The organism is Fulvimonas soli (genome assembly GCF_003148905.1).
Classification (GTDB): Bacteria; Pseudomonadota; Gammaproteobacteria; order Xanthomonadales; family Rhodanobacteraceae; genus Fulvimonas; species Fulvimonas soli.
Genome location: NZ_QGHC01000006.1, coordinates 40,286 through 66,023, shown reverse-complemented (window position 1 = coordinate 66,023; position 25,738 = coordinate 40,286). Strand labels below are relative to the sequence as shown.

The following is a 25,738-nucleotide window of genomic DNA, read 5'->3' as shown; positions in this document are numbered from 1 at the left end:
GCAGCCGGCCTGCGTTGCGCAGACAGACGACTATAGCAGCTTTTCCGGCCCATGGCGAACATCGGCGCGGGCGATCGTCGGCGGCGGGTCCGCCGCCGGAAATCCGTCCGGGCGGGACCGGCCCGCCCGGCGAGGTCGGGTCGCTTACCAGCTGGCCTTGCGCAGGCCCGGCACGTCGCCGCGCATGGTCGCCTCGCGCAGCTTGTTGCGGCCCAGGCCGAACTTGCGGTACACGCCGCGCGGACGGCCGGACAGCTCGCAGCGGTTGCGCTGGCGCACCGGGCTGGCGTCGCGCGGCAGCTTCTGCAGCTTGCCCTGGGCCTCCATCTTCTCGTCGTAGGAGGCGGTGGGGCTCAGCACGATCGCCTTCAGTTCGGCGCGCTTGGCGGCGTACTTCTTGACGAGCTTGGTCCGCTTCAGGTCGCGGTTAATCATCGAGGTCTTGGCCATGGATTCTCTCGCGGCTCTCAGTTGCGGAACGGGAAGCTGAAGGCTTCCAGCAGCGCCTTGGCTTCTTCGTCGGTCTTGGCGGTGGTGGTGATGGAGATGTCCATGCCACGCATCGCGTCGATCGCGTCGAAGTCGATCTCCGGGAAGATGATCTGTTCCTTGATGCCGAAGTTGTAGTTGCCCCGGCCGTCGAAGGCGCGGCCCGACACGCCGCGGAAGTCGCGCACGCGGGGCAGCGAGATGTTGATCAGGCGGTCCAGGAACTCCCACATGTTGGCGCGGCGCAGGGTGACCTTGCAGCCGATCGGCCAGCCGTCGCGGATCTTGAACGAGGCCACGGAGACGCGCGCCTTGGTCGTGACCGGCTTCTGGCCGGCGATCTTGGCCATGTCGGCCACGGCGTTCTCGAGCACCTTCTTGTTGCCCGCGGCTTCGCCCACGCCCATGTTCAGCGTGATCTTGGTGATGCGGGGAACCTGCATCACGTTGGTGTAGCCGAAGCGCTCGGTGAGCTTCGGGACTACCTGCTCTTTGTAAATCTTTTCAAGGCGCGTCATGACTGTGTTCCTTACGCGTCCACGACCTCGCCAGAGGAGCGGAACACGCGCACCTTGCGCCCATCGGAGAGCGTCTTGGCGCCAACGCGTTCACCCTTGCCCGTGGCGGGGTTGAACAGCTGCACGTTGGAGATATGGATCGAGGCCTCGCGCTCGACGATGCCGCCGGGCTGGTTGGCCTGCGGATTCGGCTTGGTGTGGCGCTTGACCAGGTTCACGTTGGAGACGACCACGCGGTCGCCGTCCACGCGCAGCACGTCGCCGCGCTGACCCTTGTTCTTGCCGGCGATCACGATGACCTGATCGCCCTTGCGGATACGGTTCATGGCTTCAAGTCTCCGCTTTCAGAGCACTTCGGGCGCGAGGGAGACGATCTTCATGAACTTCTCGCCGCGCAGCTCGCGCGTGACCGGCCCGAAGATGCGGGTGCCGATCGGCTCGAGCTTGTTGTTGAGGAGCACGGCCGCATTGCCGTCGAAACGGATCAGCGAGCCGTCCGGGCGGCGCACGCCCTTGGCGGTGCGCACCACCACGGCGTTGTACACCTCGCCCTTCTTCACCTTGCCGCGCGGGATGGCATCCTTCACGGTGACCTTGATCACGTCACCGATCGCGGCGTAGCGGCGCTTGGAGCCGCCGAGCACCTTGATGCACATCAGTTCCTTCGCGCCGCTGTTGTCGGCGGCCGAGAGCGTGCTTTGCATCTGGATCATGTCTGCACCCTCCCTTAGACGTTCGCGCGCGTGACGATTTCGACCACGCGGTGATGCTTGGTCTTGGACAGCGGACGGCACTCCGCGATGCGCACCACGTCGCCCTCGTTCGCGCCGATGTCGTCCTGCGCGTGGAGCTTGGTGGAACGGCGCACGATCTTGCCCAGCAGCGGATGCTGCACCTGGCGCTCGATCAGCACGGTGACCGTCTTGTCCATCTTGTTGCTGATGACGCGGCCCTCGAGGGTGCGCGCCTGCTTGTTGTTGTCGCTCATGTCGGCCGTCCCTTACTTCTTGCCGCCGAGCACGAACTTCGTGCGGGCGATGTCGCGCCGCACGCGGCGCAGCTGGTGCGGCTGGCTGAGCTGGCCGGTGCCCTTCTGCATGCGCAGGTTGAACTGCTCCTTGCGCAGGTCCAGCAGGTGCTGCTTCAGCTCTTCGGCCGACTTGGTGGTCAGATCTTTGATGGCCATGTCACATCACCGCCCGGGTCACGAACTGGGTCTGCACCGAGAGCTTGGCGGCGGCCAGGCGGAACGCCTCGCGCGCCGTGGCTTCGTCGACGCCCTCGATTTCGTACAGCATGCGGCCCGGCTGGATCGGCGCGACCCAGTACTCGACGCCGCCCTTGCCCGCGCCCATGCGGACCTCGATCGGCTTCTTGGTGATCGGCTTGTCCGGGAACACGCGGATCCACAGCTTGCCGCCGCGCTTCACGAAGCGGGTGATGCAGCGGCGCGCCGCCTCGATCTGGCGCGCGGTGAGCGCGCCGTGGGTGGTCGCCTTCAGGCCGTACTCGCCGAAGCTGACGAGGTTGGAGTTGAAAGCCAGGCCTTCGTTGCGGCCCTTGAACTGCTTGCGGAATTTGGTTCGCTTGGGTTGCAGCATGGCAACTCTCCTTACTTCGCCGCCCGCTCGCGACGGCCTTCGCCGTCACGGCGGCCTTCGCGCCGGCCCTCGCCGCCTTCGCGGCGCGGCTGCGACGGCTGCTCTTCCTTCGACTCCTGGCCGGCTTGCGCCAGGTCGAAGATCTCGCCCTTGTAGATCCACACCTTGATGCCGATCACGCCGTAGGTGGTACGGGCCTCGGCCACGCCGTAGTCGATGTCGGCGCGCAGGGTGTGCAGCGGCACGCGGCCCTCGCGGCTCCACTCGGAGCGCGCGATCTCGGCGCCGTTCAGGCGGCCGGACACGTTGATCTTGATGCCCAGCGCGCCCAGGCGCATCGCGTTGCCGACCGCGCGCTTCATCGCGCGGCGGAACATGATGCGGCGCTCCAGCTGCTGCGCGATCGACTCGGCCACCAGCTGCGCGTCGAGCTCGGGCTTGCGCACCTCGCTGACGTTGATGTGCGCCGGGACGCCCATCAGGTCGGACACTTCCTTGCGCAGCTTCTCGATGTCCTCGCCCTTCTTGCCGATCACCACGCCCGGGCGGGCGGTGTGGATCGTCACGCGCGCGGTCTTGGCCGGGCGCTCGATCTGGATCTTCGAGATGCCGGCGGCGGCCAGCTTCTTGCGCAGCATCTCGCGGACCTTGAGGTCGGCCGCGAGGTACTGGGCGTACTCGCCCTTGTTGGCGTACCACTTCGAGTTCCAGTCCTTGGCGATGCCGAGGCGGATACCGGTGGGATGAACTTTATGACCCATCGTCTGCTGTCCTCTTACTCGCCAACGACCACGGTGATGTGGCTGGTGCGCTTCAGGATGCGCGAGCCGCGACCCTTGGCGCGGGCGTACATGCGCTTCATCGCCGGGCCCTCGTCCACGAAGATGCGCGCGACCTTCAGCTCGTCGACGTCGGCGCCGAGGTTGTTCTCGGCGTTGGCGACGGCCGACAGCAGCACCTTGCGGACCAGGTGCGCGGCCTTCTTGTTGGTGAAAGCGAGCACGTCGCTGGCGCGGCCCACGGGCATGCCGCGGACCAGGTCAGCCACCAGGCGTGCCTTCTGCGCCGAGATGCGGGCGCCGCGCAGGATCGCTTTGGCTTCGGTGCTCATCTTACTTGCCCTTCTTGTCGCCGCCGTGGCCCTTGAAGGTGCGGGTCACCGCGAACTCGCCGAGCTTGTGCCCGACCATGTTCTCGTTGACGAGCACCGGCACGTGCTGGCGACCGTTGTGGATGGCGATGGTGAGGCCCACCATCTCCGGCAGGATCATCGAGCGGCGCGACCAGGTCTTGATCGGGCGCTTGTTGTTGGTGGAAACCGCGGTTTCCACCTTCTTCAGCAGATGAAGGTCGACGAACGGACCTTTCTTGAGAGAACGCGGCATGACGGTTTCCTGTTACTTGCGGCGGCGCACGATGAACTGCTGCGTGCGCTTGTTGTTGCGGGTCTTGTAGCCCTTGGTCGGCGTGCCCCACGGGCTGACCGGGTGGCGGCCGCCGGAGGTGCGGCCCTCGCCGCCGCCGTGCGGATGGTCGACCGGGTTCATCGCCACGCCGCGGACGGTCGGGCGGATGCCCTGCCAGCGCTTGGCGCCGGCCTTGCCGAGCTTCTTCAGGCTGTGCTCGCTGTTGCCGACCTCGCCGATGGTGGCGCGGCAGTCCACCGGTACCTTGCGCATCTCGCCGGAGCGCAGGCGCAGGGTGGCGTAGCCGGACTCGCGGGCGATCAGCTGCACCGAGGCGCCGGCCGAGCGGGCGATCTGCGCGCCCTTGCCCGGCTTCATCTCCACGCAGTGCACGGTGGAACCCACCGGGATGTTGCGCAGCGGCAGGCTGTTGCCCACCTTGATCGGCGCGTCGTGGCCGGAGACCACGCGGTCGCCCACCGCCACGCCGGCCGGCGCGATGATGTAGCGGCGCTCGCCGTCGGCGTAGCACAGCAGCGCGATGTGCGCGGTGCGGTTCGGGTCGTACTCCAGGCGCTCGACGCGGGCGGCGATGCCTTCCTTGTCGCGCTTGAAGTCGATGATGCGGTAGTGCTGCTTGTGACCGCCGCCGCGGTGGCGGGTGGTGATGCGGCCGAAGTGGTTGCGGCCGCCGGTCTTCGACTGCGCCTCGGTCAACGCCGCGTAGGGCGCGCCCTTGTGCAGCCCCTCGGTGCGGACGCTCACCGCGTCGCGGCGCCCGGCGGAGGTCGGCTTGTGGGTGATCAGTGCCATCTCAATTCAACTCCTGGCTCAGGCCTTGGCCGCCACGTCGATGGTCTGGCCTTCGGCAAGGCGGACGTAGGCCTTGCGCTTGCCCTGGCGGCTGCCCGCGCGGAAGCGGAAGGACTTGACCTTGCCCTTGGCGTTGACGAGGTTCACCTGCTCGACCTTGACGTCGAACAGCTGCTCCACCGCCGCGCGGACGTCGGCCTTGGTCGCCTCGGGGGCGACCACGAATACGTACTGGTTGCCCTCGGCGAGACGGGCCGCCTTCTCGGAGATGTACGGCGCGCGCAGCGTGTTCAGGATGCGTTCGTTGCTCATGCCAGCCACTCCTCGATCTTCTTGATCGCCTCGGTGGTCGCCACGACGTAGTCGGAGCCCACCAGGGCGACCGGGTTCAGCGCCAGCACGTCCAGCACATGCAGGTACGGGATGTTGCGCGCGGCCAGGAACAGCGCCTCGGAGGCGTCCTCGGACACCAGCAGCACGCGGCCCGACACCTGCAGCTCGGCCAGCTTGGCGACCATGGCCTTGGTCTTGGGCTCCTCGATGCCGAAGCCCTCGACCACCTTCAGGCGGCCCTGGCGGTTCAGCTCGGCAAGGATCGAGCGGATCGCCACGCGGTAGGCCTTGCGGTTGACCTTCTGCTCGTAGCTGCGGGGCTTGGCCGCGAAGGTGACGCCGCCGCCCACGAAGATCGGGGCGCGGTAGTCGCCGTGGCGGGCGCCGCCGCCCTTCTGCTTCTTGAACTTCTTGGTGGTGCCCGACAGCTCGCCGCGGGACAGCTGCGCCTTGGTACCGGCGCGGCCGCCGGCCTGGTAGGCCACGACCACCTGGTGGACCAGGGCCTGCTTGAACTCGGCGCCGAACACCTCGTCCGACACGCTGAGCGGCTTGGCGCCAATGACATTCAGTTCCATGGCGTCTCTCCTCAACCCTTGGTGGTCGGACGGATCACGACGTCGCCGCCGGTGGCGCCCGGCACCGCGCCCTTCACCGCGATCAGGTGGCGCTCGGCGTCGACCTTGACCACTTCCAGGCCCTGCTGGGTGCGGTTCACCGCGCCCATGTGGCCGGCCATGCGCTTGCCCGGGAACACGCGGCCCGGCGTCTGGCGCTGGCCGATCGAGCCCGGCGCGCGGTGCGACAGCGAGTTGCCGTGCGTGGCGTCGCCCATGGTGAAGTTGTGGCGCTTGATGGTGCCCTGGAAGCCCTTGCCCTTGGACACGCCGGCCACGTCGACGATCTGGCCGACCTGGAACACTTCCTCGGCCTTGATCTCGGCGCCCACGGCGTACTTGCCCGCCTCGGCGGCGTCCACGCGGAACTCCCACAGGCCGCGACCCGGCTCCACCTTGGCCTTGGCGTAATGGCCCTTCAGCGGCTGCGTCAGCAGGCTGGCGCGCTTGGCGCCCACCGTGACCTGCACGGCGCTGTAGCCGTCGTTGTCTTCCGTCTTCACCTGGGTCACGCGGTTCGGCGTCGCCTCGATCAGCGTCACCGGGATCGAGCGCCCGTCTTCGGTGAAGAGCCGGCTCATGCCGCACTTGCGGCCAACCAGTCCGATGCTCATCTTCGTATCCTGTCTCTACGCTCAGCCCAGCTTGATCTGCACGTCCACGCCGGCGGCGAGATCGAGCTTCATGAGCGCGTCCACGGTCTTGTCGTTGGGGTCGACGATGTCGAGCACGCGCTTGTGGGTACGGGTCTCGTACTGGTCGCGCGCGTCCTTGTCGACGTGAGGCGACACCAGGATGGTGTAGCGCTCGATCTTGGTCGGGAGCGGGATCGGGCCGAGCACCGTGGCGCCGGTGCGCTTGGCCGTCTCGACGATCTCGCTGGCCGAACGGTCGATCAGGCGATGATCGAACGCCTTGAGCCGAATGCGAATCTTCTGGTTCGCCATAAACCGTGTCCTGTTATCGAAAGAACGATTTCTGTGATCCGGCAGGGCTTCTCGCCGCGCCGCACAACCCTGAAACGCCTCGGGGCGAACCGCCCCCGGAGACTCCAAAACGCCGGGCAGGCCGCAAATCGGCCTGCCCAGGCATTGAAACCAGCGTCGGAAAGCCCGGAACGAACCGGAATTCCGGCGAACCATCCCTGGATGCGAACTCGAAGCGCTCCCTGCGCCTCATTTCGCGGTGAGGCCCGTGCCGGAACCTGATCCGGCAGGGCAACTTGTCAACTATAGCCTATTCACTTGCCGTGAACAAGCCTCCGGCGAAGCCGCCGCGGGGACGGCTTCGCCGGTCCGCTTACTTGATGATCTTGGCGACGACGCCGGCGCCGACGGTGCGGCCGCCCTCGCGGATCGCGAAGCGCAGGCCCTCGTCCATCGCAATCGGCGCAATCAGCGACACCACCATCTTCACGTTGTCGCCCGGCATCACCATCTCCACGCCCTCCGGCAGCTGCACCGCACCCGTCACGTCCGTCGTGCGGAAGTAGAACTGCGGCCGGTAGCCCTTGAAGAACGGCGTGTGGCGACCGCCCTCCTCCTTGCTCAGCACGTACACCTCGGCCTCGAAGTCCGTGTGCGGCGTGATCGAGCCCGGCTTGGCCAGCACCTGGCCACGCTCCACCTCGTCACGCTTCGTGCCGCGCAGCAGCAGACCCACGTTGTCGCCCGCCTGCCCCTGGTCCAGCAGCTTGCGGAACATCTCCACGCCCGTCACCGTGGTCTTCGTCGTCGGACGAATGCCCACGATCTCGATCTCGTCGCCGACCTTGATGATGCCCCGCTCCACGCGTCCGGTCACCACCGTGCCGCGCCCGGAGATCGAGAACACGTCCTCCACCGGCATCAGGAACGGCTTGTCGATGTCGCGCTGCGGCTCCGGAATGTACGTGTCCAGCGCATCCACCAGCTGGATGATCGCCGGCACGCCGATCTCCGACTGGTCGCCCTCCAGCGCCTTCAGCGCCGAGCCCTTGATGATCGGCGTGTCGTCGCCAGGGAAGTCGTACTTGGAGAGCAGCTCGCGCACCTCCATCTCCACCAGTTCCAGCAGCTCGGCGTCGTCCACCATGTCCGCCTTGTTCAGGAACACCACGATGTACGGCACGCCCACCTGCCGCGACAGCAGAATGTGCTCGCGCGTCTGCGGCATCGGACCGTCCGCCGCCGACACCACCAGAATCGCACCGTCCATCTGCGCCGCACCCGTGATCATGTTCTTCACGTAGTCCGCATGGCCCGGGCAGTCCACGTGCGCGTAGTGCCGCGTCGGCGACTCGTACTCCACGTGCGCCGTCGAGATCGTGATCCCGCGCGCCTTCTCTTCCGGCGCCGCGTCGATCTGGTCGTACGCCTTGAACTCACCGCCGAAACGCTCGGCCCCGATCTTCGTCAGCGCCGCCGTCAGCGTCGTCTTGCCGTGGTCCACGTGACCGATCGTGCCCACGTTCACGTGCGGCTTGGTGCGTTCGAACTTTCCCTTTGCCATGACTTGAGACCTCTAGATAGAACTATTCGTCAGTGCGGCTCGGCCGCGTCTTTTCAATTACGCGACCACTGGGATCGCACTGCCTTACTTTAAGAGTGCGGCCATGGATGGCCGCTTTTTGATCTTCTTTTGCGATCACGGATGATCGCACCAACCATGCACGCGGCCATGGATGGCCGCTTCTTGATTCTTGCGATCTAAGGATGATCGCAAGAATCAGGCCTTCTTCATCACCTGCTCGGCGATGTTGGTCGGCGCTTCCGCGTAGTGGTCGAACTCCATCGTGAAGGTGGCGCGACCCTGGGTCAGCGAGCGAATGGTGGTGGCGTAGCCGAACATCTCGCCCAGCGGCACCATCGCGTTGATGGTCTTGCCCGACGGCGTGTCGTCCTGGCCCTGCAGCAGGCCGCGGCGGCGGCTCAGGTCGCCCATCACGTCGCCGACGTACTCCTCGGGCGTCACCACCTCGACCTTCATGATCGGCTCGAGCAGGACCGGATCGGCCTTGCGGAAGCCTTCCTTGAAGGCCATCGACGCGGCGAGCTTGAACGCCATTTCGGACGAGTCCACGTCGTGGTAGGAGCCGAACACCAGCTTGACCTTCACGCCCACCACCGGGAAGCCGGCCAGCGGACCGCCCGTGATGGTCTCGCGCAGGCCCTTCTCGACCGACGGGATGAATTCCTTCGGGATCACGCCACCGGTGATCTCGTTGATGAACAGGAAATCGTCCTTGGTGTCCGGGTTCTTCTTGTCCTCTTCCGTCATCGGCGACAGCTCGATCACCACGTGACCGTACTGGCCCTTGCCGCCCGACTGCTTGGCGTGCTTGTAGTCCGACTTGACGTCGCTCTTGCGGATCGTCTCGCGGTAGGCCACCTGCGGCTTGCCGACGTTGGCCTCGACGCCGAACTCGCGCTTCATGCGGTCGACGATGATGTCCAGGTGCAGCTCGCCCATGCCGGAGATGATGGTCTGGCCCGACTCCTCGTCGGTGCGCACGCGGAAGGACGGGTCCTCCGCGGCCAGGCGGCTCAGCGCGACGCCCATCTTCTCCTGGTCCGACTTGGTCTTCGGTTCCACCGCCATCGAGATCACCGGCTCCGGGAACGTCATGCGCTCCAGGGTGATCACGTGGTCCTGCGCGCACAGCGTGTCGCCGGTGGTGACGTCCTTCAGGCCCACGGCCGCGGCGATGTCGCCGGCGCGCACTTCCTTGATCTCCTGGCGCTCGTTCGCGTGCATCTGCAGGATGCGGCCGATGCGCTCCTTGCGGGACTTGACCGGGTTGTAGACCTGGTCGCCGGCGTTGAGCGTGCCCGAGTAGACGCGGAAGAAGGTCAGCGAGCCGACGAACGGGTCGGTCATGATCTTGAACGCGAGCGCGGAGAACGGCGCGTTGTCGTCGGCCTTGCGGGTGGCCTCCTTGTCGTTCTCGTCGACGCCGGCCACCGGCGGGCGGTCGGCGGGCGACGGCAGCAGGTTGATCACCGCGTCGAGCATCGCCTGGACGCCCTTGTTCTTGAACGCGGTGCCGCAGTAGACCGGGATGATCTCGCTCGCGAGCGTGCGCTGACGCAGGCCGGCGATGATCTCGGCCTCGGAGAGGTCGCCCTCCTCGAGGTACTTGTTCATCAGCTCCTCGGACGCCTCGGCGGCCGACTCGACCATGAAGCTGCGCGCCTCCTCGGCCTTCTCCTTGAGGTTGGCCGGGATGTCGCGGTACTCGAACTTCATGCCCTGGGATTCCATGTCCCAGATGATCGACTTCATCTTGAGCAGGTCGACCACGCCCTCGAAGTTGTCCTCGGCGCCGATCGGCACCTGCATCGGCACCGGGTGCGCGCCCAGGCGCGACTTCAGCTGGTCGATGACCTTGTAGAAGTTGGCGCCGGTGCGGTCCATCTTGTTGACGAACGCGAGGCGCGGCACGTTGTACTTGTTGGCCTGGCGCCACACCGTCTCGGACTGCGGCTGCACGCCGCCCACGGCGCACAGCACGAACACCGCGCCGTCGAGCACGCGCAGGCTGCGCTCCACCTCGATGGTGAAGTCCACGTGCCCCGGGGTGTCGATGATGTTGAAGCGGTGCTCCGGCATGGAACGGTCCATGCCCTTCCAGAACGCCGTGGTCGCCGCCGAGGTGATGGTGATGCCGCGCTCCTGCTCCTGCTCCATCCAGTCCATCGTCGCCGCGCCGTCGTGCACTTCGCCGATCTTGTGGCTGACGCCGGTGTAGAACAGGATGCGCTCCGTGGTGGTGGTCTTGCCGGCATCGATGTGGGCCATGATGCCGAAGTTGCGGTAGCGCTCGATGGGAGTGGTGCGTGCCATGGGTGTTTACCTGTTCCGGGCTGCCTGCCCTGATCCTGAGCAGCCGTCCGGGCCGCGCTTTTCATGAAATAACCCGCCATGCGGGATGGCGGGGAACGTCCTCGCCGCCCCGGCAGGGGCGGCACGGGAACTCTCTTACCAGCGGTAGTGCGAGAAGGCCTTGTTGGCCTCCGCCATGCGGTGGGTCTCTTCGCGCTTCTTGATCGCGCCGCCGCGGTTCTCGGAGGCCTCCAGCAGCTCGGCGGCCAGCTTGCGCGGCATCGAGGTCTCGCCGCGCTTGCGGGCGGCCTCGATCACCCAGCGCATCGCCAGCGCCATGCGGCGGCCGGGACGCACTTCCACCGGCACCTGGTAGGTGGCGCCGCCGACGCGGCGGGACTTCACCTCGACGGCTGGGGCGACGTTGCCCAGGGCCTTCTCGACCAGGGCGACCGGCTCGGCGTTCTTCTCGCCCAGGTGCTCGAGCGCGCCGTAGACGATGCCCTCGGCGACGGACTTCTTGCCGCTCTTCATCACCATGTTGATGAAGCGGGCGATCAGCTGGCTGCCGTGCTTGGGATCGGGCAGCACCAGGCGGGCGGGATGGGAACCTTTACGCGACATGAGTTATTTCCTAGGGATCAGGACTTCGGGCGCTTGGCGCCGTACTTGGAGCGGGCCTGGCGGCGCTTGGCGACGCCGGCGCAGTCGAGGCTGCCGCGCACGGTGTGGTAGCGCACGCCCGGCAGGTCCTTGACGCGGCCGCCGCGGATCAGCACCACCGAGTGCTCCTGCAGGTTGTGGCCTTCGCCGCCGATGTAGCTGATGACCTCGTAGCCGTTGGTCAGGCGCACCTTGGCGACCTTGCGCAGGGCCGAGTTCGGCTTCTTCGGGGTGGTGGTGTAAACGCGCGTGCAGACGCCACGGCGCTGCGGGCTGCTCTGCAGGGCCGGCGAAGCGCTCTTGTAGCTCTTCGGGCTGCGGGACTTGCGCACCAACTGGTTGACTGTCGTCATGCGGAACTATTCCTGGGAAACATAAAGGCAGACCGATACGTCTCGGTCTGCCAAGAAGCGGGAATTTAACATGGGCAGCCCGCCACAGGCAAGCCGAAGCCCTGCCGTCCCTGACCCGAACACGAGGCGCGTTCCCTGCGCCTCATTTCGTATGTCGGCGAGCCGGGCCCGGAGGCCTACTCGCCATCGACCCCGGCCGGGGCCTCCGCAAAGGTGACCGCGGAGGAGGAGCCGGAGAGAGTCTCCAGCTCCGAGGCGGTGAGCCCGCCCTGGCGACGACGCTGCGCGTGGTACGCCAGACCCGTGCCCGCCGGGATGAGACGGCCGACAATAACATTTTCCTTCAGGCCACGCAAGGTGTCGCGGGTGCCGCGGACCGCCGCCTCGGTGAGGACGCGGGTGGTCTCCTGGAAGGACGCCGCCGAGATGAACGACTCGGTGGCCAGCGAGGCCTTGGTGATGCCCAGCAGCACCGACTGGTACTCGGCCGGACGCTCGCCGCGCTTGACCGCGCGCTCGTTCTCCTCGTTGATGCGCACGCGCTCGACCTGCTCGCCGCGCAGGTAGTGGCTGTCGCCCGGCTCGGTGATCTCGACCTTGCGCAGCATCTGGCGAATGATTGCCTCGATGTGCTTGTCGTTGATCTTCACGCCCTGCAGCCGGTAGACGTCCTGGATCTCCTTGACCAGGTAGGCCGCCAGCGGCTCCACGCCGAGCAGGCGCAGGATGTCGTGCGGGTTGGGCTCGCCGTCCACCACGGTCTCGCCCTTCTCCACGTGCTCGCCCTCGAACACGATCACCTGGCGCCACTTCGGGATCAGCTCCTCGTGCTCGTTGCCGTCGGAGTCCTTGATGATCAGGCGCTGCTTGCCCTTGGTGTCCTTGCCGAAGCTGACCACGCCCGAGCGCTCGGCCAGGATCGCCGGCTCCTTGGGCTTGCGCGCCTCGAACAGGTCGGCCACGCGCGGCAGGCCGCCGGTGATGTCGCGGGTCTTGGAGGTTTCCTGCGGGATGCGGGCCACCACGTCGCCCACGCCCACCTCGGCGCCGTTCTGGATCGACACGATGGCGCCGGCCGGCAGGAAGTACTGCGCCGGCACGTCGGTGCCCGGCAGCTTGAGCTCGCGGCCCTTGCTGTCCTCCAGGCGCACGATCGGGCGCAGGTCCTTGGCCGCGGTGCCGCGGCGCTTCGGATCGGTGACCACCGCCGACTCCAGGCCGGTCAGCTCGTCGGTCTGGCTCTGCACGGTGACGCCATCGATGAAGTCGATGAAGCGCACGGTACCGGCCACCTCGGACACGATCGGGTGGGTGTGCGGGTCCCAGTTGGCGACCGTCTGGCCGGCCTTCACCGGCGCGCCGTCCTTGACCGAGATGGTGGCGCCGTAGGGCACCTTGTAGCGCTCGCGCTCGCGGCCGTTGGCGTCGATCACCGACACCTCGCCCGAGCGCGACACCGCCACCAGGTGGCCCTGCGCGTGCTGCACGGTCTTGAGGTTGTTGAACTTCAGCGTGCCGGTGGTCTTCACCGTCACGTTGTCCACCGCGGCCGCGCGCGAGGCCGCGCCGCCGATGTGGAAGGTCCGCATGGTCAGCTGCGTGCCCGGCTCGCCGATCGACTGCGCGGCGACCACGCCCACGGCCTCGCCCATGTTGACCAGGTGGCCACGGGCCAGGTCGCGGCCGTAGCACAGCGCGCACACGCCGTGGTGGGCCTCGCAGGTGATCGGCGAACGCACCTTCACCGACTGCACGCCGGCCTTGTCGAGCTTCTCGACCAGCGCTTCGTCCAGCAGGGTGTTGCGGGTGACGATCGGCTGGTCGTCGTCGCCGGGGGCGTAGACGTCCTCGGCCGCCACGCGGCCCAGCACGCGGTCGCGCAGCGGCTCGACCACGTCGCCGCCCTCGACGATCGGCTGCATGGTCAGGCCGGCCTCGGTGCCGCAGTCCTGCTCGGTGATCACCACGTCCTGCGCCACGTCGACCAGGCGGCGGGTCAGGTAGCCGGAGTTGGCCGTCTTCAGCGCCGTGTCCGCCAGGCCCTTGCGGGCGCCGTGGGTGGAGTTGAAGTACTGCAGCACGTTCAGGCCTTCGCGGAAGTTGGCCTTGATCGGCGTCTCGATGATCGAGCCGTCCGGACGGGCCATCAGGCCGCGCATGCCGGCCAGCTGGCGGATCTGCGCCACGCTGCCGCGCGCGCCGGAATCGGCCATGATGTACAGCGAGTTCATCGACTTCTGCGCGACCGTCTTGCCCTCGGCGTCGGCCACCTTCTCGGTGCCGATGCCGTCGATCATCGCCTTGGCGACCTGCTCGTTGGTGCGCGACCAGATGTCGACCACCTTGTTGTAGCGCTCGCCGGCGGTGACCAGGCCCGACTGGTACTGCTCCTGGATCTCGACCACTTCCTTCTCGGCCTCTTCCAGGATCGCCTTCTTCTCGGCCGGGATGATCATGTCGTCGATGCCGATCGAGATGCCCGCGCGGGTGGCGAAGCGGAAGCCGGTGTACATCAGCTGGTCCGCGAAGATCACCGTCTCCTTCAGGCCCAGGCGGCGGTAGCAGGCGTTGATCAGGCGCGAGATGGCCTTCTTGGTCAGCTCGGTGTTGGCCAGCTCGAACGGCAGGCCCTCGGGCATGATCTCCAGCAGCAGCGCGCGGCCCACGGTGGTGTCGACCAGCGAGGTCTCGGTGCGGCGCGTGCCGTCCTCGGCGAGGTGCACCTGCTTGATGCGCACCTTCACCTTGGCGTGCAGCTCGGCCACGCGGTTGTCGTAGGCGCGGCGCACCTCGCCGATGCCGGAGAACACCATGCCGGTGCCCTTGGCGTTCACCAGCTCGCGGGTCATGTAGTACAGGCCCAGCACCACGTCCTGGGTCGGCACGATGATCGGCTCGCCGTTGGCGGGCGACAGGATGTTGTTGGTCGCCATCATCAGGGCGCGCGCCTCCAGCTGCGCCTCGATCGACAGCGGCACGTGCACGGCCATCTGGTCGCCGTCGAAGTCCGCGTTGAAGGCGGTGCAGACCAGCGGGTGCAGCTGGATCGCCTTGCCCTCGATCAGCTTGGGCTCGAACGCCTGGATGCCGAGGCGGTGCAGGGTCGGCGCGCGGTTGAGCAGCACCGGATGCTCGCGGATCACCTCTTCCAGGATGTCCCACACCATCGGCTCTTCGCGCTCGACCAGCTTCTTGGCGGCCTTGATGGTGGTCGCCTCGCCGCGGCTCTGCAGCTTGGCGAAGATGAAGGGCTTGAACAGCTCCAGTGCCATCTTCTTGGGCAAGCCGCACTGGTGCAGGCGCAGCGTCGGGCCGACCACGATCACCGAGCGGCCGGAGTAGTCCACGCGCTTGCCGAGCAGGTTCTGGCGGAACCGGCCCTGCTTGCCCTTGATCATGTCGGCCAGCGACTTCAGCGCGCGCTTGTTGGTGCCGGTGATGGCGCGGCCGCGGCGGCCGTTGTCCAGCAGCGCGTCCACCGACTCCTGCAGCATGCGCTTCTCGTTGCGCACGATGATGTCGGGCGCGTTGAGCTCGAGCAGGCGCTTCAGGCGGTTGTTGCGGTTGATGACGCGGCGGTACAGGTCGTTGAGGTCGGAGGTGGCGAAGCGGCCGCCGTCCAGCGGGACCAGCGGGCGCAGGTCCGGCGGCAGCACCGGCAGCACGGTCATCACCATCCACTCCGGCTTGTTGCCGGACTCCAGGAACGCCTCGATCAGCTTGACGCGCTTGGTCAGGCGCTTGAGCTTGGTCTCGGAGTTGGTGGAGGCGATCTCCTCCTTCAGGCGCACCACCTCGCCCTGCAGGTCCAGGCTCTTGAGCAGCTCGTAGACCGCCTCGGCGCCCATGCGCGCGTCGAACTCGTCGCCGTGCTCCTCGACCGCCTCCAGGTACTGGTCCTCGCTGAGCAGCTGGCCGCGCTCGAGCGCGGTCAGGCCCGGATCGATCACCACGAAGGCCTCGAAGTACAGGATGCGCTCGATGTCGCGCAGGGTCATGTCCAGCATCAAGCCGATGCGCGAGGGCAGCGACTTCAGGAACCAGATGTGCGCGACCGGGCTGGCCAGCTCGATGTGGCCCATGCGCTCGCGGCGCACCTTGGCCAGGGTGACCTCGGTGCCGCACTTCTCGCACACCACGCCGCGGTGCTTCATGCGCTTGTACTTGCCGCACAGGCACTCGTAGTCCTTCACCGGGCCGAAGATGGCGGCGCAGAACAGGCCGTCGCGCTCCGGCTTGAAGGTGCGGTAGTTGATCGTCTCGGGCTTCTTCACCTCGCCGTACGACCAGGAACGGATCAGCTCCGGCGACGCCAGCGCGATCTTGATCGAGTCGAAGTCGGGCGTGGCGCGCTGCTGGTTGAACAGGTTGAGCAAATCTTTCATTGCAAGTCTCCGATAGGAGCCATTTCATGGTCGGGGTCCGCGCTTGCCGGCGAATCCCTGTCGGGGGAACGGGGAACAGGGCACGGGGAACCTCGCCCCGTCCCTGCCCCGACCATCACTTGATTTCTTCCAGGTCGATGTCGATGCCGAGCGAGCGGATTTCCTTCACCAGCACGTTGAAGGACTCCGGCATGCCCGCCGCCATCTCGTGGTTGCCGTCGACGATGTTCTTGTACATCTGGTTGCGGCCCTGCACGTCGTCGGACTTCACCGTCAGCATCTCCTGCAGGGTGTAGGCCGCGCCGTAGGCTTCCAGCGCCCAGACTTCCATCTCGCCGAAGCGCTGGCCGCCGAACTGCGCCTTGCCGCCCAGCGGCTGCTGGGTGACCAGCGAGTACGGGCCGGTGGAGCGCGCGTGCATCTTGTCGTCGACCAGGTGGTTGAGCTTCAGGTAGTGCATGTAGCCCACGGTGACCGGGCGGTCGAACGCCTCGCCGGTGCGGCCGTCGTACAGCGTGGTCTGGCCCGACTCGGGCAGGCCCGCCAGCTTCAGCATCGCCTTGATCTCGGACTCCTCGGCGCCGTCGAACACCGGCGTGGCCATCGGCACGCCTTCCTGCAGGTTCTTCGCCAGCGCCAGGATCTCCTCGTCGGTCAGCGACTTCAGGTCCACGTGCTGCACCGCGCCGGCGACGTGGTGGTTGTAGATCTGGTCGAGGAACTCGCGGACCTGCTTGACCTTGGCCTGGGCCTCCAGCATCTGCTGGATCTTCTTGCCCAGCCCCTTGGCCGCCCAGCCCAGGTGCACCTCCAGGATCTGGCCGATGTTCATGCGGCTCGGCACGCCCAGCGGGTTCAGCACGATGTCGATCGCCGTGCCGTCCGCCATGAACGGCATGTCCTCCACCGGCACCACGTTGGACACCACGCCCTTGTTGCCGTGGCGGCCGGCCATCTTGTCGCCCGGCTGGATGCGGCGCTTCACGGCCAGGAACACCTTGACCATCTTCAGCACGCCCGGCGCGAGGTCGTCGCCCTGGGTGATCTTGGCCTGCTTCTCCTTGAAGCGCTTGTCGAACTCCTCCTTGTGGCGCTTGACCTGCTCGGCCGCGCGCTCGAGGAACTCGACGGTCGCCTCGTCCTTGACGTTGATCTTGAACCAGTCGTCCTTCTTCAGGCCGTCCAGGTAGGCGTCGGTGATCTCGGCGCCGCGCTTCAGGCCGCCCGGGCCGCTGTTGGCGACCTTGCCGACCAGCTGGGCGCGCATGCGGTTGTAGATCGCGCCCTCGAGGATGCGGAACTGGTCGTCGAAGTCCTTGCGGATCCGCTTGATCTCCATTTCCTCGATCTGGCGGGCGCGCTTGTCCTTCTCGATGCCGTCGCGGGTGAACACCTGCACGTCGATCACGGTGCCGTCCATGCCGGGCGGCACGCGCAGCGAGCTGTCCTTCACGTCGGACGCCTTCTCGCCGAAGATCGCGCGCAGCAGCTTCTCCTCCGGCGTCAGCTGGCTCTCGCCCTTGGGCGTGACCTTGCCGACCAGGATGTCTCCCGCCTTCACCTCGGCGCCGATGTACACGATGCCGCTCTCGTCCAGGCGCGCCAGCGCCTGCTCGCCCACGTTCGGGATGTCGGCGGTGATCTCCTCGGCGCCCAGCTTGGTGTCGCGCGCGACGCAGGCCAGCTCCTCGATGTGGATCGAGGTGTAGCGGTCCTCCTGCACGACGCGCTCGGAGAGCAGGATCGAGTCCTCGAAGTTGTAGCCGTTCCACGGCATGAAGGCGATCAGCATGTTCTGGCCGAGCGCGAGCTCGCCCAGGTCGGTCGAGGAGCCGTCGGCCAGCGTGTCGCCCTTGGCCACCACGTCGCCCACGTTCACCAGCGGGCGCTGGTTGAGGTTGGTGTTCTGGTTGGAACGGGTGTACTTGGTCAGCGTGTAGATGTCGACGCCGGCGTCGTTGTCGCCGACCTCCTCCTCGTTCACGCGCACCACGATGCGCGCCGCGTCGACCTGGTCGATCACGCCGCCGCGCCTGGCGGTGACGATCACGCCGGAGTCGCGCGCCACCGCGCGCTCGATGCCGGTGCCGACCAGCGGGGTCTGCGAGCGCAGCGTCGGCACGGCCTGGCGCTGCATGTTCGCGCCCATCAGTGCGCGGTTGGCGTCGTCGTGCTCCAGGAACGGCACCAGCGCCGCCGCCACCGACACGGTCTGCATCGGCGAGACGTCCATGTAGTCCACCTCGGACGCCGGGCGCAGCTCGGACTCGCCGCGGAAGCGGCAGGACACGAAGTCCTCGACGAAGCTGCCGTCCTTGTTGAGCGGCGAGTTCGCCTGGGCGATCACATGGTCGCCCTCCTCGATCGCGGACAGGTAGTCCACCTGGTCGGTGACCTTGCCGTTCACCACCTTGCGGTACGGCGTCTCCAGGAAGCCGTACTGGTTGGTGCGCGCGTACACGGCCAGCGAGTTGATCAGGCCGATGTTCGGGCCTTCCGGGGTCTCGATGGTGCAGACGCGGCCGTAGTGGGTCGGGTGCACGTCGCGCACCTCGAAGCCGGCGCGCTCGCGGGTCAGGCCGCCCGGGCCCAGCGCCGAGACGCGGCGCTTGTGGGTCACTTCGGACAGCGGGTTGTTCTGGTCCATGAACTGCGACAGCTGCGAGGAGCCGAAGAACTCCTTCACCGCCGCCGCCACCGGCTTGGCGTTGATCAGCTCCTGCGGGGTCAGGCCCTCGGACTCGGCCAGGCTCAGGCGCTCGCGCACGGCGCGCTCCACGCGCACCAGGCCGATGCGGAAGGTGTTCTCCGCCATCTCGCCCACCGAGCGCACGCGGCGGTTGCCCAGGTGGTCGATGTCGTCCACCGTGCCGTGGCCGTTCTTGATGTCGATCAGCACCTTCAGCACGTCGAGGATGTCGGACTGGTCGCCCTGCGCGGCCACCAGCGCCTGCGCCTCCTCGCTCTTGAGCTCGCCGAAGTACTTGCGGTCGTACAGCACGCCCGGGCCGGTGATCTCCTTGCGGCCGACGCGACGGTTGAACTTCATGCGGCCGACCGCCGACAGGTCGTAGCGGTCGAAGGTGAAGAACAGGTTGTAGAACAGGTTCTGCGCGGCGTCCTTGGTCGGCGGCTCGCCCGGGCGCATCATGCGGTAGATCTCGACCAGCGCCTCCAGCTGGGTGCGCGTGTTGTCGATGCGCAGCGTGTGCGAGATGTACGCGCCGCGGTCGAGGTCGTTGACGTACAGCGTGGGCAGGCGCTCGATGCCGGCCTTGCGGAACTTCTCCAGCTGCTCGGCGGTGATCTCGTCGTTGGCCGAGGCCAGCAGCTCGCCGGTCTTCGGGTCGACCACGTCGATCGCCAGGATGCGGCCCACCGGGTAGTCGGCCGGCACCTCCAGCGCGGTGATGTTCTCGGCGGCGAGCTGGCGCACGTGGCGCGCGGTGATGCGCTTGCCGGCCTCGACCAGCACCTTGCCGCCCACCGTCAGGTCGAAGGAGAGCGTCTCGCCGCGCAGGCGCTCGGCGACCAGCTCCAGCGTCACGCTGTCCTTCTTGCCCAGGTGGAACACGTTGTGCTCGAAGAAGATGGCCAGCATCTCCTCGTTGGTGTAGCCGAGCGCGCGCAGCAGCACCGTCACCGGCAGCTTGCGGCGGCGGTCGATGCGGGTGAACAGCGCGTCCTTCGGGTCGAACTCGAAGTCCAGCCAGGAGCCGCGGTAGGGGATCACGCGGGCGGAGAACAAGAGCTTGCCCGAGCTGTGCGTCTTGCCGCGGTCGTGGTCGAAGAACACGCCCGGCGAGCGGTGCAGCTGCGAGACGATCACGCGCTCGGTGCCGTTGATGATGAAGGTGCCGGTGTCGGTCATGAGCGGGATCTCGCCCATGTAGACCTCCTGCTCCTTGACGTACTTCACCGCTTTCTTCGAGGCCGGGCTGTCCTTGTCGTAGATCACCAGGCGCACGGTCACGCGCAGCGGCGCGCCGAAGGTCATGCCGCGGTTGCGGCACTCGCGCTCGTCGAACGGCGGCTCGCCCAGGCGGTAGTCCACGTACTCCAGCGCGGCGTTGCCCGAGTAGCTCGTGATCGGGAACACCGACTTCAGGGCGGCGTGCAGACCCTTGTCCTCGCGCTGCTTCGGAGCGACGTGCTCCTGCAGGAACTCCCGGTAGGAGTCGGTCTGGATCGTCAGCAGGTTGGGCACGCCCAGCACGGGCGGACGCTTGCCGAAATCCTTGCGGATGCGCTTCTTCTCGGTAAACGAGTAGGTCATGGTCGGTGACGCCTCGGTTCGCAGTGGCGCCGGTGGTGCACACACCGGCAAAAGGGAAAATGCAGGGAATCGAGAATAGGGAATCGTCAATCGGCGGCAGGCTCCGCCGGGGTTACGATTCCCTATTCTCCATTCCCTATTCCTGCCCGCCGTAAGCAGGCAAAGCCCGGGGGCTTACGCCCCCAGGCTTGCGTGACGCTCGATCAAACTGACGGCGCGCAAGGGCGCCAATTACTTCAGTTCGACCTTGGCGCCGGCGGCTTCCAGGTCCTTCTTGAACTTCTCGGCGTCTTCCTTCGACACGCCTTCCTTCACGGTCTGCGGAGCACCCTCGACGAGGTCCTTCGCTTCCTTCAGGCCCAGGCCGGTGATCGCGCGGACGGCCTTGATCACTTCGACCTTCTTGTCGCCGGCGGCGGCCAGGATCACGTTGAACTCGGTCTGCTCCTCGGCGGCGGCCGCGGCGGCGACCGGGCCGGCGGCCACGGCGACCGGGGCGGCGGCGGAGACGCCGAACTTCTCTTCGATGGCCTTCACCAGGTCCATCACTTCCATCAGGGACTTCGAAGCGACGGCCTCGACGATCTGCTCGTTGGTCAGGGACATTGTGTTCTACCTCTGGAAATGGATTCGTTACGGAAAGACGTCGGGCTTCAGGCTTCGGCCGGGGCTTCGGCGGCGACTTCGCCACCGCCCTGCTTGTCGGCCACCGCCTTGACGGCGCGGGCGAACATCGCGGCCGGCTCGGCCAGCACGCGGGCCAGCATCGCCAGCGCCTGCTCGCGGGTCGGCAGCGAGGCCAGCACGTCGACGTGAGCGGGCGGCAGCAGCTTGCCTTCCACCGAGACGACCTTCGCCTTCAGCTTGTCGTTGGTCTTGGCGAATTCCTTGATCAGGCGACCGGCAGCGCCGGGCTCCTCGGTCGAGAACGCATACAGCAGCGGACCGGTCAGGGCGTCCTTGACGACCTCGAACCCGGTACCGGCCACGGCGCGCGCGGCCAGCGTGTTCTTGACAACCTTCAGGAACACGCCGGACTCGCGGGCCTTCTTGCGCATCGCGGTCATCTGCTCGACCGTGGTGCCCGCGTACTCGGCGGCGACCAAGGAGTGCGCCTTCGCGGCAACCTCTGCCAGCTCGGCGACGACTTCTTGCTTCTGGGACAGATTGAGAGCCATTGCACTCCTCCAAATGAATTCCGCTCACGGCTCCTGCCGCTCGCGGTCCTGGGCGACGCCTTCCCTGACGTCGGGGACGCGGGGCGTCCCGGGTGGTGGCCTTTCCAGAACGAAACGATCCAGAAGGGGCGACACCATCTGCGCAGGCGGGGCCCCAAGGGACCCGGATTAAGCGGCTTCGCGGGCGTCGACGGCGATTCCGTGCCAGAACGGGCTCCCTGCCCGCCGTCGCCGCGCGCTTGCCGCGCCTGCGGTCTTTGACGGCGGCCCCGCCGCGGAAGGCGCGGGGCTACCCTCAAAAACGTGCCCGCGCGGCAGCCGCCGCGCGGGGCTTGAACTCGTCTTACTTGGCCGCGGTGACCAGGGTCGAGGTATCGACCGGCACGCCCACGCCCATGGTGCTGGACAGCGCGACCTTCTGCAGGTACTGGCCCTTGGCCGCGGCCGGCTTGGCCTTCAGCAGGTCGGCGATCAGCGCGTTCAGGTTGTCGGCGAGCTGGCCCGCCTCGAAGGTGACCTTGCCGATGCTGGCGTGGACGATGCCCGCCTTGTCGTTGCGGAACTTCACCTGGCCGGCCTTGGCGTTCTTCACCGCGGTGACCACGTCGGCGGTGACCGAGCCGTCCTTCGGGTTCGGCATCAGGCCGCGCGGGCCGAGCAGCTGGCCCAGCTTGCCGACCACGCGCATCGCGTCCGGCGTGGCGATCACCCGGCCGAAGTCGAGCTCGCCGGCCTGCATGCGCTCGGCCAGGTCGTCCATGCCGACCGCGTCGGCGCCGGCGGCCTTGGCCGCCTCGGCCTTCTCGCCGGCCGGGCAGAACACCGCCACCTTGACGGTCTTGCCGGTGCCGTGCGGCAGCAGCGAGGAGCCGCGCACGCCCTGGTCGGACTTCTTCGCGTCGATGCCGAGGCGGACGGCGACGTCCACGGACTCGGCGAACTTCGCCTTGGCGTTGGCCTTGACGATGGTCAGGGCCTCTTCCAGGCCGTAGAGCTTGCCCGGCTGCACCGCGGCCTGGGCCGCCTTCATACGCTTCGTGAGCTTCGCCATGTCTTAGCCCTCCACCACCAGGCCCATGCTGCGCGCGCTACCGGCGATGGTGCGCACCGCGGCGTCAAGATCCGCAGCCGTCAGATCCGGCTCCTTCTGCTTGGCGACGTCCTCCAGCTGCTTGCGGGTGATCTTGCCGACCTTGTCGGTGTTCGGCTTGGACGAGCCCTTGGCGACGCCGGTGACCTTCTTGATCAGCACGGTGGCCGGCGGGGTCTTGGTGACGAAGGTGAAGCTGCGGTCGGAGTAGGCCGTGATGATGACCGGGATCGGCAGGCCCGGCTCCATCTTCTGCGTGGCGGCGTTGAACGCCTTGCAGAACTCCATGATGTTCAGGCCGCGCTGGCCCAGCGCCGGGCCGACCGGCGGCGACGGGTTGGCCTGGCCGGCCTTGACCTGCAGCTTGATGTAACCGACGACTTTCTTTGCCATGTGGATTTTCCTCGCGAGTGCAAGCGCCTTGCGGCTCCTCGCAGCAGAACGTCGATCCCTGACCGTGACGGGCCCGCCGTCCTGGGGGCCGCCGAAAAACGCGGGCACGCCGGGCGCAAACCCCCAGCGTGAACCGCGTAGTCTAGAGACTGCTCACGTTTTAAGCAAGCCCCGTGCCGTACTTCCTTCTCCCCGCCGGGGAGAAGAGCCTGCCCCGGACCCGATCCGGGGTGGCCCGAAGGGCCGGATGAGGGGCCAACCTGGCGATGACGCCGGACCAGGCAGGGGGGCGCTTCGAATCAGCCTCTGCGCAAGTCCCGGCCCCTCACCTCAATCCTCTCCCCGGAGGGGGGAGGAAGCGAGCGCGCGATGCGGTACCGCTCCGCTCAAACACTTCGGCCGGATCAAGCCTTTTCGACCTGGCCGAATTCCAGCTCCACAGGCGTGGAGCGGCCGAAGATCAGCACCGCCACGCGCAGGCGGTTCTTCTCGTAGTTGACTTCCTCGACCACGCCGTTGAAGTCGTTGAACGGGCCGTCGGTGACGCGGACCATCTCGCCCGGCTCGAACAGCACCTTGGGCTTGGGCTTCTCCACGCCCTCGCGGACGCGGCTCAGGATGACGTCGGCCTCGCTGTCCTTGATCGGCAGCGGGCGGTCGGCGGTGCCGCCGATGAAGCCCATCACCTTCGGGGTTTCCTTCACCAGGTGCCAGCACTCGTCGTCGATGCGCGGCGCCTTGCCCTCGGTGTTGGTCTCGATCTGCACCAGCACGTAGCCGGGGAAGAACTTGCGGTCGCTGCGGCGCTTCTGCCCGCCGCGCATCTCGATCACTTCCTCGGTCGGCACCAGCACCTCGCCGAACTTCTCCTCCATGCCGGCGCGGGCGATGCGCTCGACCAGCGAGCGCTTGACCTGGTTCTCGAAGCCCGAATAGGCGTGCACCACATACCAACGCTTGCTCATGGGCTTAACCTCACAGCTTGAGCAGCCAGTCGAGCACGACCGACTTCAGGATCAGGTCGATCAGCCCCAGCAGCAGCGACAGGACGATGACCACGGCGATGATGACGAGCGTGGTCTTGAGGGTCTCGTCGCGGGTGGGCCAGACCACCTTGCGCAATTCGAACTGCGACTCGGCCACGAAACCCTTCACGCGGCGGCCGGGGGCGGTGAAGGCGGCGATCGCCAGCGACACCACCAGCGCGGCCAGCACGCCGAGCAGGCGCACCGATTGCGACACGTTGCCGCTGGCGCCCAGCACCGAATAGCCGACGATGCCCGCCGCCAGGATCGCGGCGGCCAGCACCAGCAAGACGACATCGACCGCGCCTACGCCCTTGGACTGTTCTGCCTTGGTATTCATGCGCCGTGGTCGGTACGGGCCGGCATCACCGGCCGCGCGGCCGATCATGCCATCCGTGCCCGACGGATTTCCTCGGGAAGATGGCACGCCAGGAGGGACTCGAACCCCCAACCTGCGGTTTTGGAGACCGCTGCTCTGCCAATTGAGCTACTGGCGTACGAAAAATGGGAATCGGGAATGGAGAACCGGGAACGGGGAAAGCGTAGCACGCTGGGCGAGCCGCTTCCGGTTCCCTGTTCCCCGCTCCCGACTCCCGGCTTGCTTACTTGATGATCTTGGCGACGACGCCGGCGCCGACGGTGCGGCCGCCCTCGCGGATCGCGAAGCGCAGGCCCTCGTCCATCGCAATCGGCGCAATCAGCGACACCACCATCTTCACGTTGTCGCCCGGCATCACCATCTCCACGCCCTCCGGCAGCTGCACCGCGCCCGTCACGTCCGTCGTGCGGAAGTAGAACTGCGGCCGGTAGCCCTTGAAGAACGGCGTGTGGCGACCGCCCTCCTCCTTGCTCAGCACGTACACCTCGGCCTCGAAGTCCGTGTGCGGCGTGATCGAGCCCGGCTTGGCCAGCACCTGGCCACGCTCCACCTCGTCACGCTTCGTGCCGCGCAGCAGCAGACCCACGTTGTCGCCCGCCTGCCCCTGGTCCAGCAGCTTGCGGAACATCTCCACGCCCGTCACCGTGGTCTTCGTCGTCGGACGAATGCCCACGATCTCGATCTCGTCGCCGACCTTGATGATGCCCCGCTCCACGCGTCCGGTCACCACCGTGCCGCGCCCGGAGATCGAGAACACGTCCTCCACCGGCATCAGGAACGGCTTGTCGATGTCGCGCTGCGGCTCCGGAATGTACGTGTCCAGCGCATCCACCAGCTGGATGATCGCCGGCACGCCGATCTCCGACTGGTCGCCCTCCAGCGCCTTCAGCGCCGAGCCCTTGATGATCGGCGTGTCGTCGCCAGGGAAGTCGTACTTGGAGAGCAGCTCGCGCACCTCCATCTCCACCAGTTCCAGCAGCTCGGCGTCGTCCACCATGTCCGCCTTGTTCAGGAACACCACGATGTACGGCACGCCCACCTGCCGCGACAGCAGAATGTGCTCGCGCGTCTGCGGCATCGGACCGTCCGCCGCCGACACCACCAGAATCGCACCGTCCATCTGCGCCGCACCCGTGATCATGTTCTTCACGTAGTCCGCATGGCCCGGGCAGTCCACGTGCGCGTAGTGCCGCGTCGGCGACTCGTACTCCACGTGCGCCGTCGAGATCGTGATCCCGCGCGCCTTCTCTTCCGGCGCCGCGTCGATCTGGTCGTACGCCTTGAACTCACCGCCGAAACGCTCGGCCCCGATCTTCGTCAGCGCCGCCGTCAGCGTCGTCTTGCCGTGGTCCACGTGACCGATCGTGCCCACGTTCACGTGCGGCTTGGTGCGTTCGAACTTTCCCTTTGCCATGA

The 25,738-nt window shown here is 67.1% G+C and carries 28 protein-coding genes and 1 tRNA gene; all 29 read right to left on the bottom strand.

From position 1 onward, the window contains the following. Positions 1-144: 144 nt before the first annotated feature. Positions 145-450: a 30S ribosomal protein S14 gene (gene rpsN, locus C7456_RS08930; RefSeq protein ID WP_109723399.1), complete on the bottom strand. Its 306-nt coding sequence runs from the start codon at positions 448-450 to the stop codon at positions 145-147. A 17-nt stretch (positions 451-467) separates the two neighbouring features. After that, entirely contained in the window at positions 468-1,007 is a 540-nt protein-coding gene (gene rplE, locus C7456_RS08925) for a 50S ribosomal protein L5 (RefSeq protein WP_109723398.1), read from the bottom strand. An 11-nt stretch (positions 1,008-1,018) separates the two neighbouring features. Beyond that, entirely contained in the window at positions 1,019-1,333 is a 315-nt protein-coding gene (rplX, locus tag C7456_RS08920; protein WP_109723397.1) for a 50S ribosomal protein L24, read from the bottom strand. Positions 1,334-1,351: 18 nt separating this feature from the next. Continuing rightward, positions 1,352-1,720, bottom strand: coding sequence for a 50S ribosomal protein L14 (gene rplN / locus C7456_RS08915; protein WP_017461864.1), 369 nt, complete (start codon positions 1,718-1,720; stop codon positions 1,352-1,354). 14 nt (positions 1,721-1,734) lie between these two features. Then, positions 1,735-1,995, bottom strand: a complete 261-nt coding sequence (gene rpsQ / locus C7456_RS08910; RefSeq protein WP_109723396.1) for a 30S ribosomal protein S17 — start codon at positions 1,993-1,995, stop codon at positions 1,735-1,737. Between the two features lie 12 nt (positions 1,996-2,007). Continuing rightward, a complete protein-coding gene (gene rpmC / locus C7456_RS08905; protein WP_109723395.1) occupies positions 2,008-2,193 on the bottom strand; it encodes a 50S ribosomal protein L29 in 186 nt (61 codons plus the stop codon). Position 2,194: 1 nt separating this feature from the next. Continuing rightward, positions 2,195-2,608 (bottom strand): 50S ribosomal protein L16, encoded by a 414-nt coding sequence (gene rplP / locus C7456_RS08900; protein WP_109723394.1) that lies wholly within the window; start codon positions 2,606-2,608, stop codon positions 2,195-2,197. A gap of 11 nt (positions 2,609-2,619) precedes the next feature. Then, entirely contained in the window at positions 2,620-3,369 is a 750-nt protein-coding gene (rpsC, locus tag C7456_RS08895; RefSeq protein ID WP_109723393.1) for a 30S ribosomal protein S3, read from the bottom strand. Between the two features lie 14 nt (positions 3,370-3,383). After that, a complete protein-coding gene (gene rplV, locus C7456_RS08890) occupies positions 3,384-3,719 on the bottom strand; it encodes a 50S ribosomal protein L22 (RefSeq protein WP_109723392.1) in 336 nt (111 codons plus the stop codon). Position 3,720: 1 nt separating this feature from the next. Beyond that, positions 3,721-3,993 (bottom strand): 30S ribosomal protein S19, encoded by a 273-nt coding sequence (gene rpsS / locus C7456_RS08885; protein WP_109723391.1) that lies wholly within the window; start codon positions 3,991-3,993, stop codon positions 3,721-3,723. A 12-nt stretch (positions 3,994-4,005) separates the two neighbouring features. Continuing rightward, positions 4,006-4,827, bottom strand: coding sequence for a 50S ribosomal protein L2 (gene rplB, locus C7456_RS08880; protein WP_109723390.1), 822 nt, complete (start codon positions 4,825-4,827; stop codon positions 4,006-4,008). Positions 4,828-4,845: 18 nt separating this feature from the next. After that, entirely contained in the window at positions 4,846-5,139 is a 294-nt protein-coding gene (gene rplW, locus C7456_RS08875) for a 50S ribosomal protein L23 (protein ID WP_109723389.1), read from the bottom strand. Then, complete coding sequence (rplD, locus tag C7456_RS08870) at positions 5,136-5,738, bottom strand: 50S ribosomal protein L4 (protein WP_109723388.1); 603 nt, start codon at positions 5,736-5,738, stop codon at positions 5,136-5,138. The genes rplW and rplD overlap by 4 nt, the downstream gene beginning before the upstream one ends. Positions 5,739-5,749: 11 nt before the next feature. Further along, a complete protein-coding gene (rplC, locus tag C7456_RS08865; RefSeq protein WP_109723387.1) occupies positions 5,750-6,391 on the bottom strand; it encodes a 50S ribosomal protein L3 in 642 nt (213 codons plus the stop codon). 21 nt (positions 6,392-6,412) lie between these two features. After that, positions 6,413-6,724, bottom strand: a complete 312-nt coding sequence (rpsJ, locus tag C7456_RS08860; RefSeq protein ID WP_014402136.1) for a 30S ribosomal protein S10 — start codon at positions 6,722-6,724, stop codon at positions 6,413-6,415. A gap of 352 nt (positions 6,725-7,076) precedes the next feature. Further along, positions 7,077-8,267 carry an elongation factor Tu gene (tuf, locus tag C7456_RS08855; RefSeq protein WP_109723376.1) on the bottom strand — a complete coding sequence of 397 codons (1,191 nt, stop codon included), beginning with the start codon at positions 8,265-8,267 and terminating at the stop codon, positions 7,077-7,079. A gap of 216 nt (positions 8,268-8,483) precedes the next feature. Next, positions 8,484-10,601 (bottom strand): elongation factor G, encoded by a 2,118-nt coding sequence (fusA, locus tag C7456_RS08850; protein WP_109723386.1) that lies wholly within the window; start codon positions 10,599-10,601, stop codon positions 8,484-8,486. Between the two features lie 135 nt (positions 10,602-10,736). Next, positions 10,737-11,204, bottom strand: a complete 468-nt coding sequence (rpsG, locus tag C7456_RS08845) for a 30S ribosomal protein S7 (protein ID WP_109723385.1) — start codon at positions 11,202-11,204, stop codon at positions 10,737-10,739. A gap of 17 nt (positions 11,205-11,221) precedes the next feature. Next, positions 11,222-11,596: a 30S ribosomal protein S12 gene (gene rpsL, locus C7456_RS08840; protein WP_049621827.1), complete on the bottom strand. Its 375-nt coding sequence runs from the start codon at positions 11,594-11,596 to the stop codon at positions 11,222-11,224. A 176-nt stretch (positions 11,597-11,772) separates the two neighbouring features. Then, entirely contained in the window at positions 11,773-15,981 is a 4,209-nt protein-coding gene (gene rpoC / locus C7456_RS08835; protein WP_109723384.1) for a DNA-directed RNA polymerase subunit beta', read from the bottom strand. Between the two features lie 115 nt (positions 15,982-16,096). Next, the gene (rpoB, locus tag C7456_RS08830) at positions 16,097-20,257 is read right to left on the bottom strand and encodes a DNA-directed RNA polymerase subunit beta (RefSeq protein ID WP_109723383.1); all 4,161 of its coding nucleotides are present in this window, start codon (positions 20,255-20,257) and stop codon (positions 16,097-16,099) included. A 231-nt stretch (positions 20,258-20,488) separates the two neighbouring features. Continuing rightward, complete coding sequence (gene rplL, locus C7456_RS08825) at positions 20,489-20,863, bottom strand: 50S ribosomal protein L7/L12 (protein WP_109723382.1); 375 nt, start codon at positions 20,861-20,863, stop codon at positions 20,489-20,491. Positions 20,864-20,910: 47 nt separating this feature from the next. Next, positions 20,911-21,435 (bottom strand): 50S ribosomal protein L10, encoded by a 525-nt coding sequence (gene rplJ / locus C7456_RS08820; protein ID WP_109723381.1) that lies wholly within the window; start codon positions 21,433-21,435, stop codon positions 20,911-20,913. 343 nt (positions 21,436-21,778) lie between these two features. After that, complete coding sequence (gene rplA, locus C7456_RS08815; RefSeq protein WP_109723380.1) at positions 21,779-22,486, bottom strand: 50S ribosomal protein L1; 708 nt, start codon at positions 22,484-22,486, stop codon at positions 21,779-21,781. 3 nt (positions 22,487-22,489) lie between these two features. Further along, positions 22,490-22,918, bottom strand: coding sequence for a 50S ribosomal protein L11 (rplK, locus tag C7456_RS08810; protein ID WP_109723379.1), 429 nt, complete (start codon positions 22,916-22,918; stop codon positions 22,490-22,492). 404 nt (positions 22,919-23,322) lie between these two features. Next, the gene (nusG, locus tag C7456_RS08805) at positions 23,323-23,883 is read right to left on the bottom strand and encodes a transcription termination/antitermination protein NusG (RefSeq protein ID WP_109723378.1); all 561 of its coding nucleotides are present in this window, start codon (positions 23,881-23,883) and stop codon (positions 23,323-23,325) included. Positions 23,884-23,893: 10 nt separating this feature from the next. After that, positions 23,894-24,283, bottom strand: coding sequence for a preprotein translocase subunit SecE (secE, locus tag C7456_RS08800; RefSeq protein ID WP_109723377.1), 390 nt, complete (start codon positions 24,281-24,283; stop codon positions 23,894-23,896). 81 nt (positions 24,284-24,364) lie between these two features. After that, positions 24,365-24,440: transfer RNA gene (locus tag C7456_RS08795), tRNA-Trp, on the bottom strand. Between the two features lie 105 nt (positions 24,441-24,545). After that, entirely contained in the window at positions 24,546-25,736 is a 1,191-nt protein-coding gene (gene tuf / locus C7456_RS08790) for an elongation factor Tu (protein WP_109723376.1), read from the bottom strand. Positions 25,737-25,738 lie beyond the last annotated feature (2 nt).

What these genes read in the sequence shown, in the direction of transcription:
- rplA (WP_109723380.1), bottom strand. Translation starts at nt 22,486, where the DNA reads ATGGCGAAGCTCACGAAGCGTATGAAGGCGGCCCAGGCCGCGGTGCAG.
- rpsG (WP_109723385.1), bottom strand. Translation starts at nt 11,204, where the DNA reads ATGTCGCGTAAAGGTTCCCATCCCGCCCGCCTGGTGCTGCCCGATCCC.
- nusG (WP_109723378.1), bottom strand. Translation starts at nt 23,883, where the DNA reads ATGAGCAAGCGTTGGTATGTGGTGCACGCCTATTCGGGCTTCGAGAAC.
- tuf (WP_109723376.1), bottom strand. Translation starts at nt 25,736, where the DNA reads ATGGCAAAGGGAAAGTTCGAACGCACCAAGCCGCACGTGAACGTGGGC.
- rpsJ (WP_014402136.1), bottom strand. Translation starts at nt 6,724, where the DNA reads ATGGCGAACCAGAAGATTCGCATTCGGCTCAAGGCGTTCGATCATCGC.
- secE (WP_109723377.1), bottom strand. Translation starts at nt 24,283, where the DNA reads ATGAATACCAAGGCAGAACAGTCCAAGGGCGTAGGCGCGGTCGATGTC.
- rpsS (WP_109723391.1), bottom strand. Translation starts at nt 3,993, where the DNA reads ATGCCGCGTTCTCTCAAGAAAGGTCCGTTCGTCGACCTTCATCTGCTG.
- rplE (WP_109723398.1), bottom strand. Translation starts at nt 1,007, where the DNA reads ATGACGCGCCTTGAAAAGATTTACAAAGAGCAGGTAGTCCCGAAGCTC.
- rpsQ (WP_109723396.1), bottom strand. Translation starts at nt 1,995, where the DNA reads ATGAGCGACAACAACAAGCAGGCGCGCACCCTCGAGGGCCGCGTCATC.
- tuf (WP_109723376.1), bottom strand. Translation starts at nt 8,267, where the DNA reads ATGGCAAAGGGAAAGTTCGAACGCACCAAGCCGCACGTGAACGTGGGC.
- rpoC (WP_109723384.1), bottom strand. Translation starts at nt 15,981, where the DNA reads ATGAAAGATTTGCTCAACCTGTTCAACCAGCAGCGCGCCACGCCCGAC.
- rplX (WP_109723397.1), bottom strand. Translation starts at nt 1,333, where the DNA reads ATGAACCGTATCCGCAAGGGCGATCAGGTCATCGTGATCGCCGGCAAG.
- fusA (WP_109723386.1), bottom strand. Translation starts at nt 10,601, where the DNA reads ATGGCACGCACCACTCCCATCGAGCGCTACCGCAACTTCGGCATCATG.
- rplP (WP_109723394.1), bottom strand. Translation starts at nt 2,608, where the DNA reads ATGCTGCAACCCAAGCGAACCAAATTCCGCAAGCAGTTCAAGGGCCGC.
- rpsC (WP_109723393.1), bottom strand. Translation starts at nt 3,369, where the DNA reads ATGGGTCATAAAGTTCATCCCACCGGTATCCGCCTCGGCATCGCCAAG.
- rplK (WP_109723379.1), bottom strand. Translation starts at nt 22,918, where the DNA reads ATGGCAAAGAAAGTCGTCGGTTACATCAAGCTGCAGGTCAAGGCCGGC.
- rpoB (WP_109723383.1), bottom strand. Translation starts at nt 20,257, where the DNA reads ATGACCTACTCGTTTACCGAGAAGAAGCGCATCCGCAAGGATTTCGGC.
- rplD (WP_109723388.1), bottom strand. Translation starts at nt 5,738, where the DNA reads ATGGAACTGAATGTCATTGGCGCCAAGCCGCTCAGCGTGTCGGACGAG.
- rplC (WP_109723387.1), bottom strand. Translation starts at nt 6,391, where the DNA reads ATGAGCATCGGACTGGTTGGCCGCAAGTGCGGCATGAGCCGGCTCTTC.
- rplB (WP_109723390.1), bottom strand. Translation starts at nt 4,827, where the DNA reads ATGGCACTGATCACCCACAAGCCGACCTCCGCCGGGCGCCGCGACGCG.
- rpmC (WP_109723395.1), bottom strand. Translation starts at nt 2,193, where the DNA reads ATGGCCATCAAAGATCTGACCACCAAGTCGGCCGAAGAGCTGAAGCAG.
- rplW (WP_109723389.1), bottom strand. Translation starts at nt 5,139, where the DNA reads ATGAGCAACGAACGCATCCTGAACACGCTGCGCGCGCCGTACATCTCC.
- rpsL (WP_049621827.1), bottom strand. Translation starts at nt 11,596, where the DNA reads ATGACGACAGTCAACCAGTTGGTGCGCAAGTCCCGCAGCCCGAAGAGC.
- rplJ (WP_109723381.1), bottom strand. Translation starts at nt 21,435, where the DNA reads ATGGCTCTCAATCTGTCCCAGAAGCAAGAAGTCGTCGCCGAGCTGGCA.
- rpsN (WP_109723399.1), bottom strand. Translation starts at nt 450, where the DNA reads ATGGCCAAGACCTCGATGATTAACCGCGACCTGAAGCGGACCAAGCTC.
- rplV (WP_109723392.1), bottom strand. Translation starts at nt 3,719, where the DNA reads ATGAGCACCGAAGCCAAAGCGATCCTGCGCGGCGCCCGCATCTCGGCG.
- rplL (WP_109723382.1), bottom strand. Translation starts at nt 20,863, where the DNA reads ATGTCCCTGACCAACGAGCAGATCGTCGAGGCCGTCGCTTCGAAGTCC.
- rplN (WP_017461864.1), bottom strand. Translation starts at nt 1,720, where the DNA reads ATGATCCAGATGCAAAGCACGCTCTCGGCCGCCGACAACAGCGGCGCG.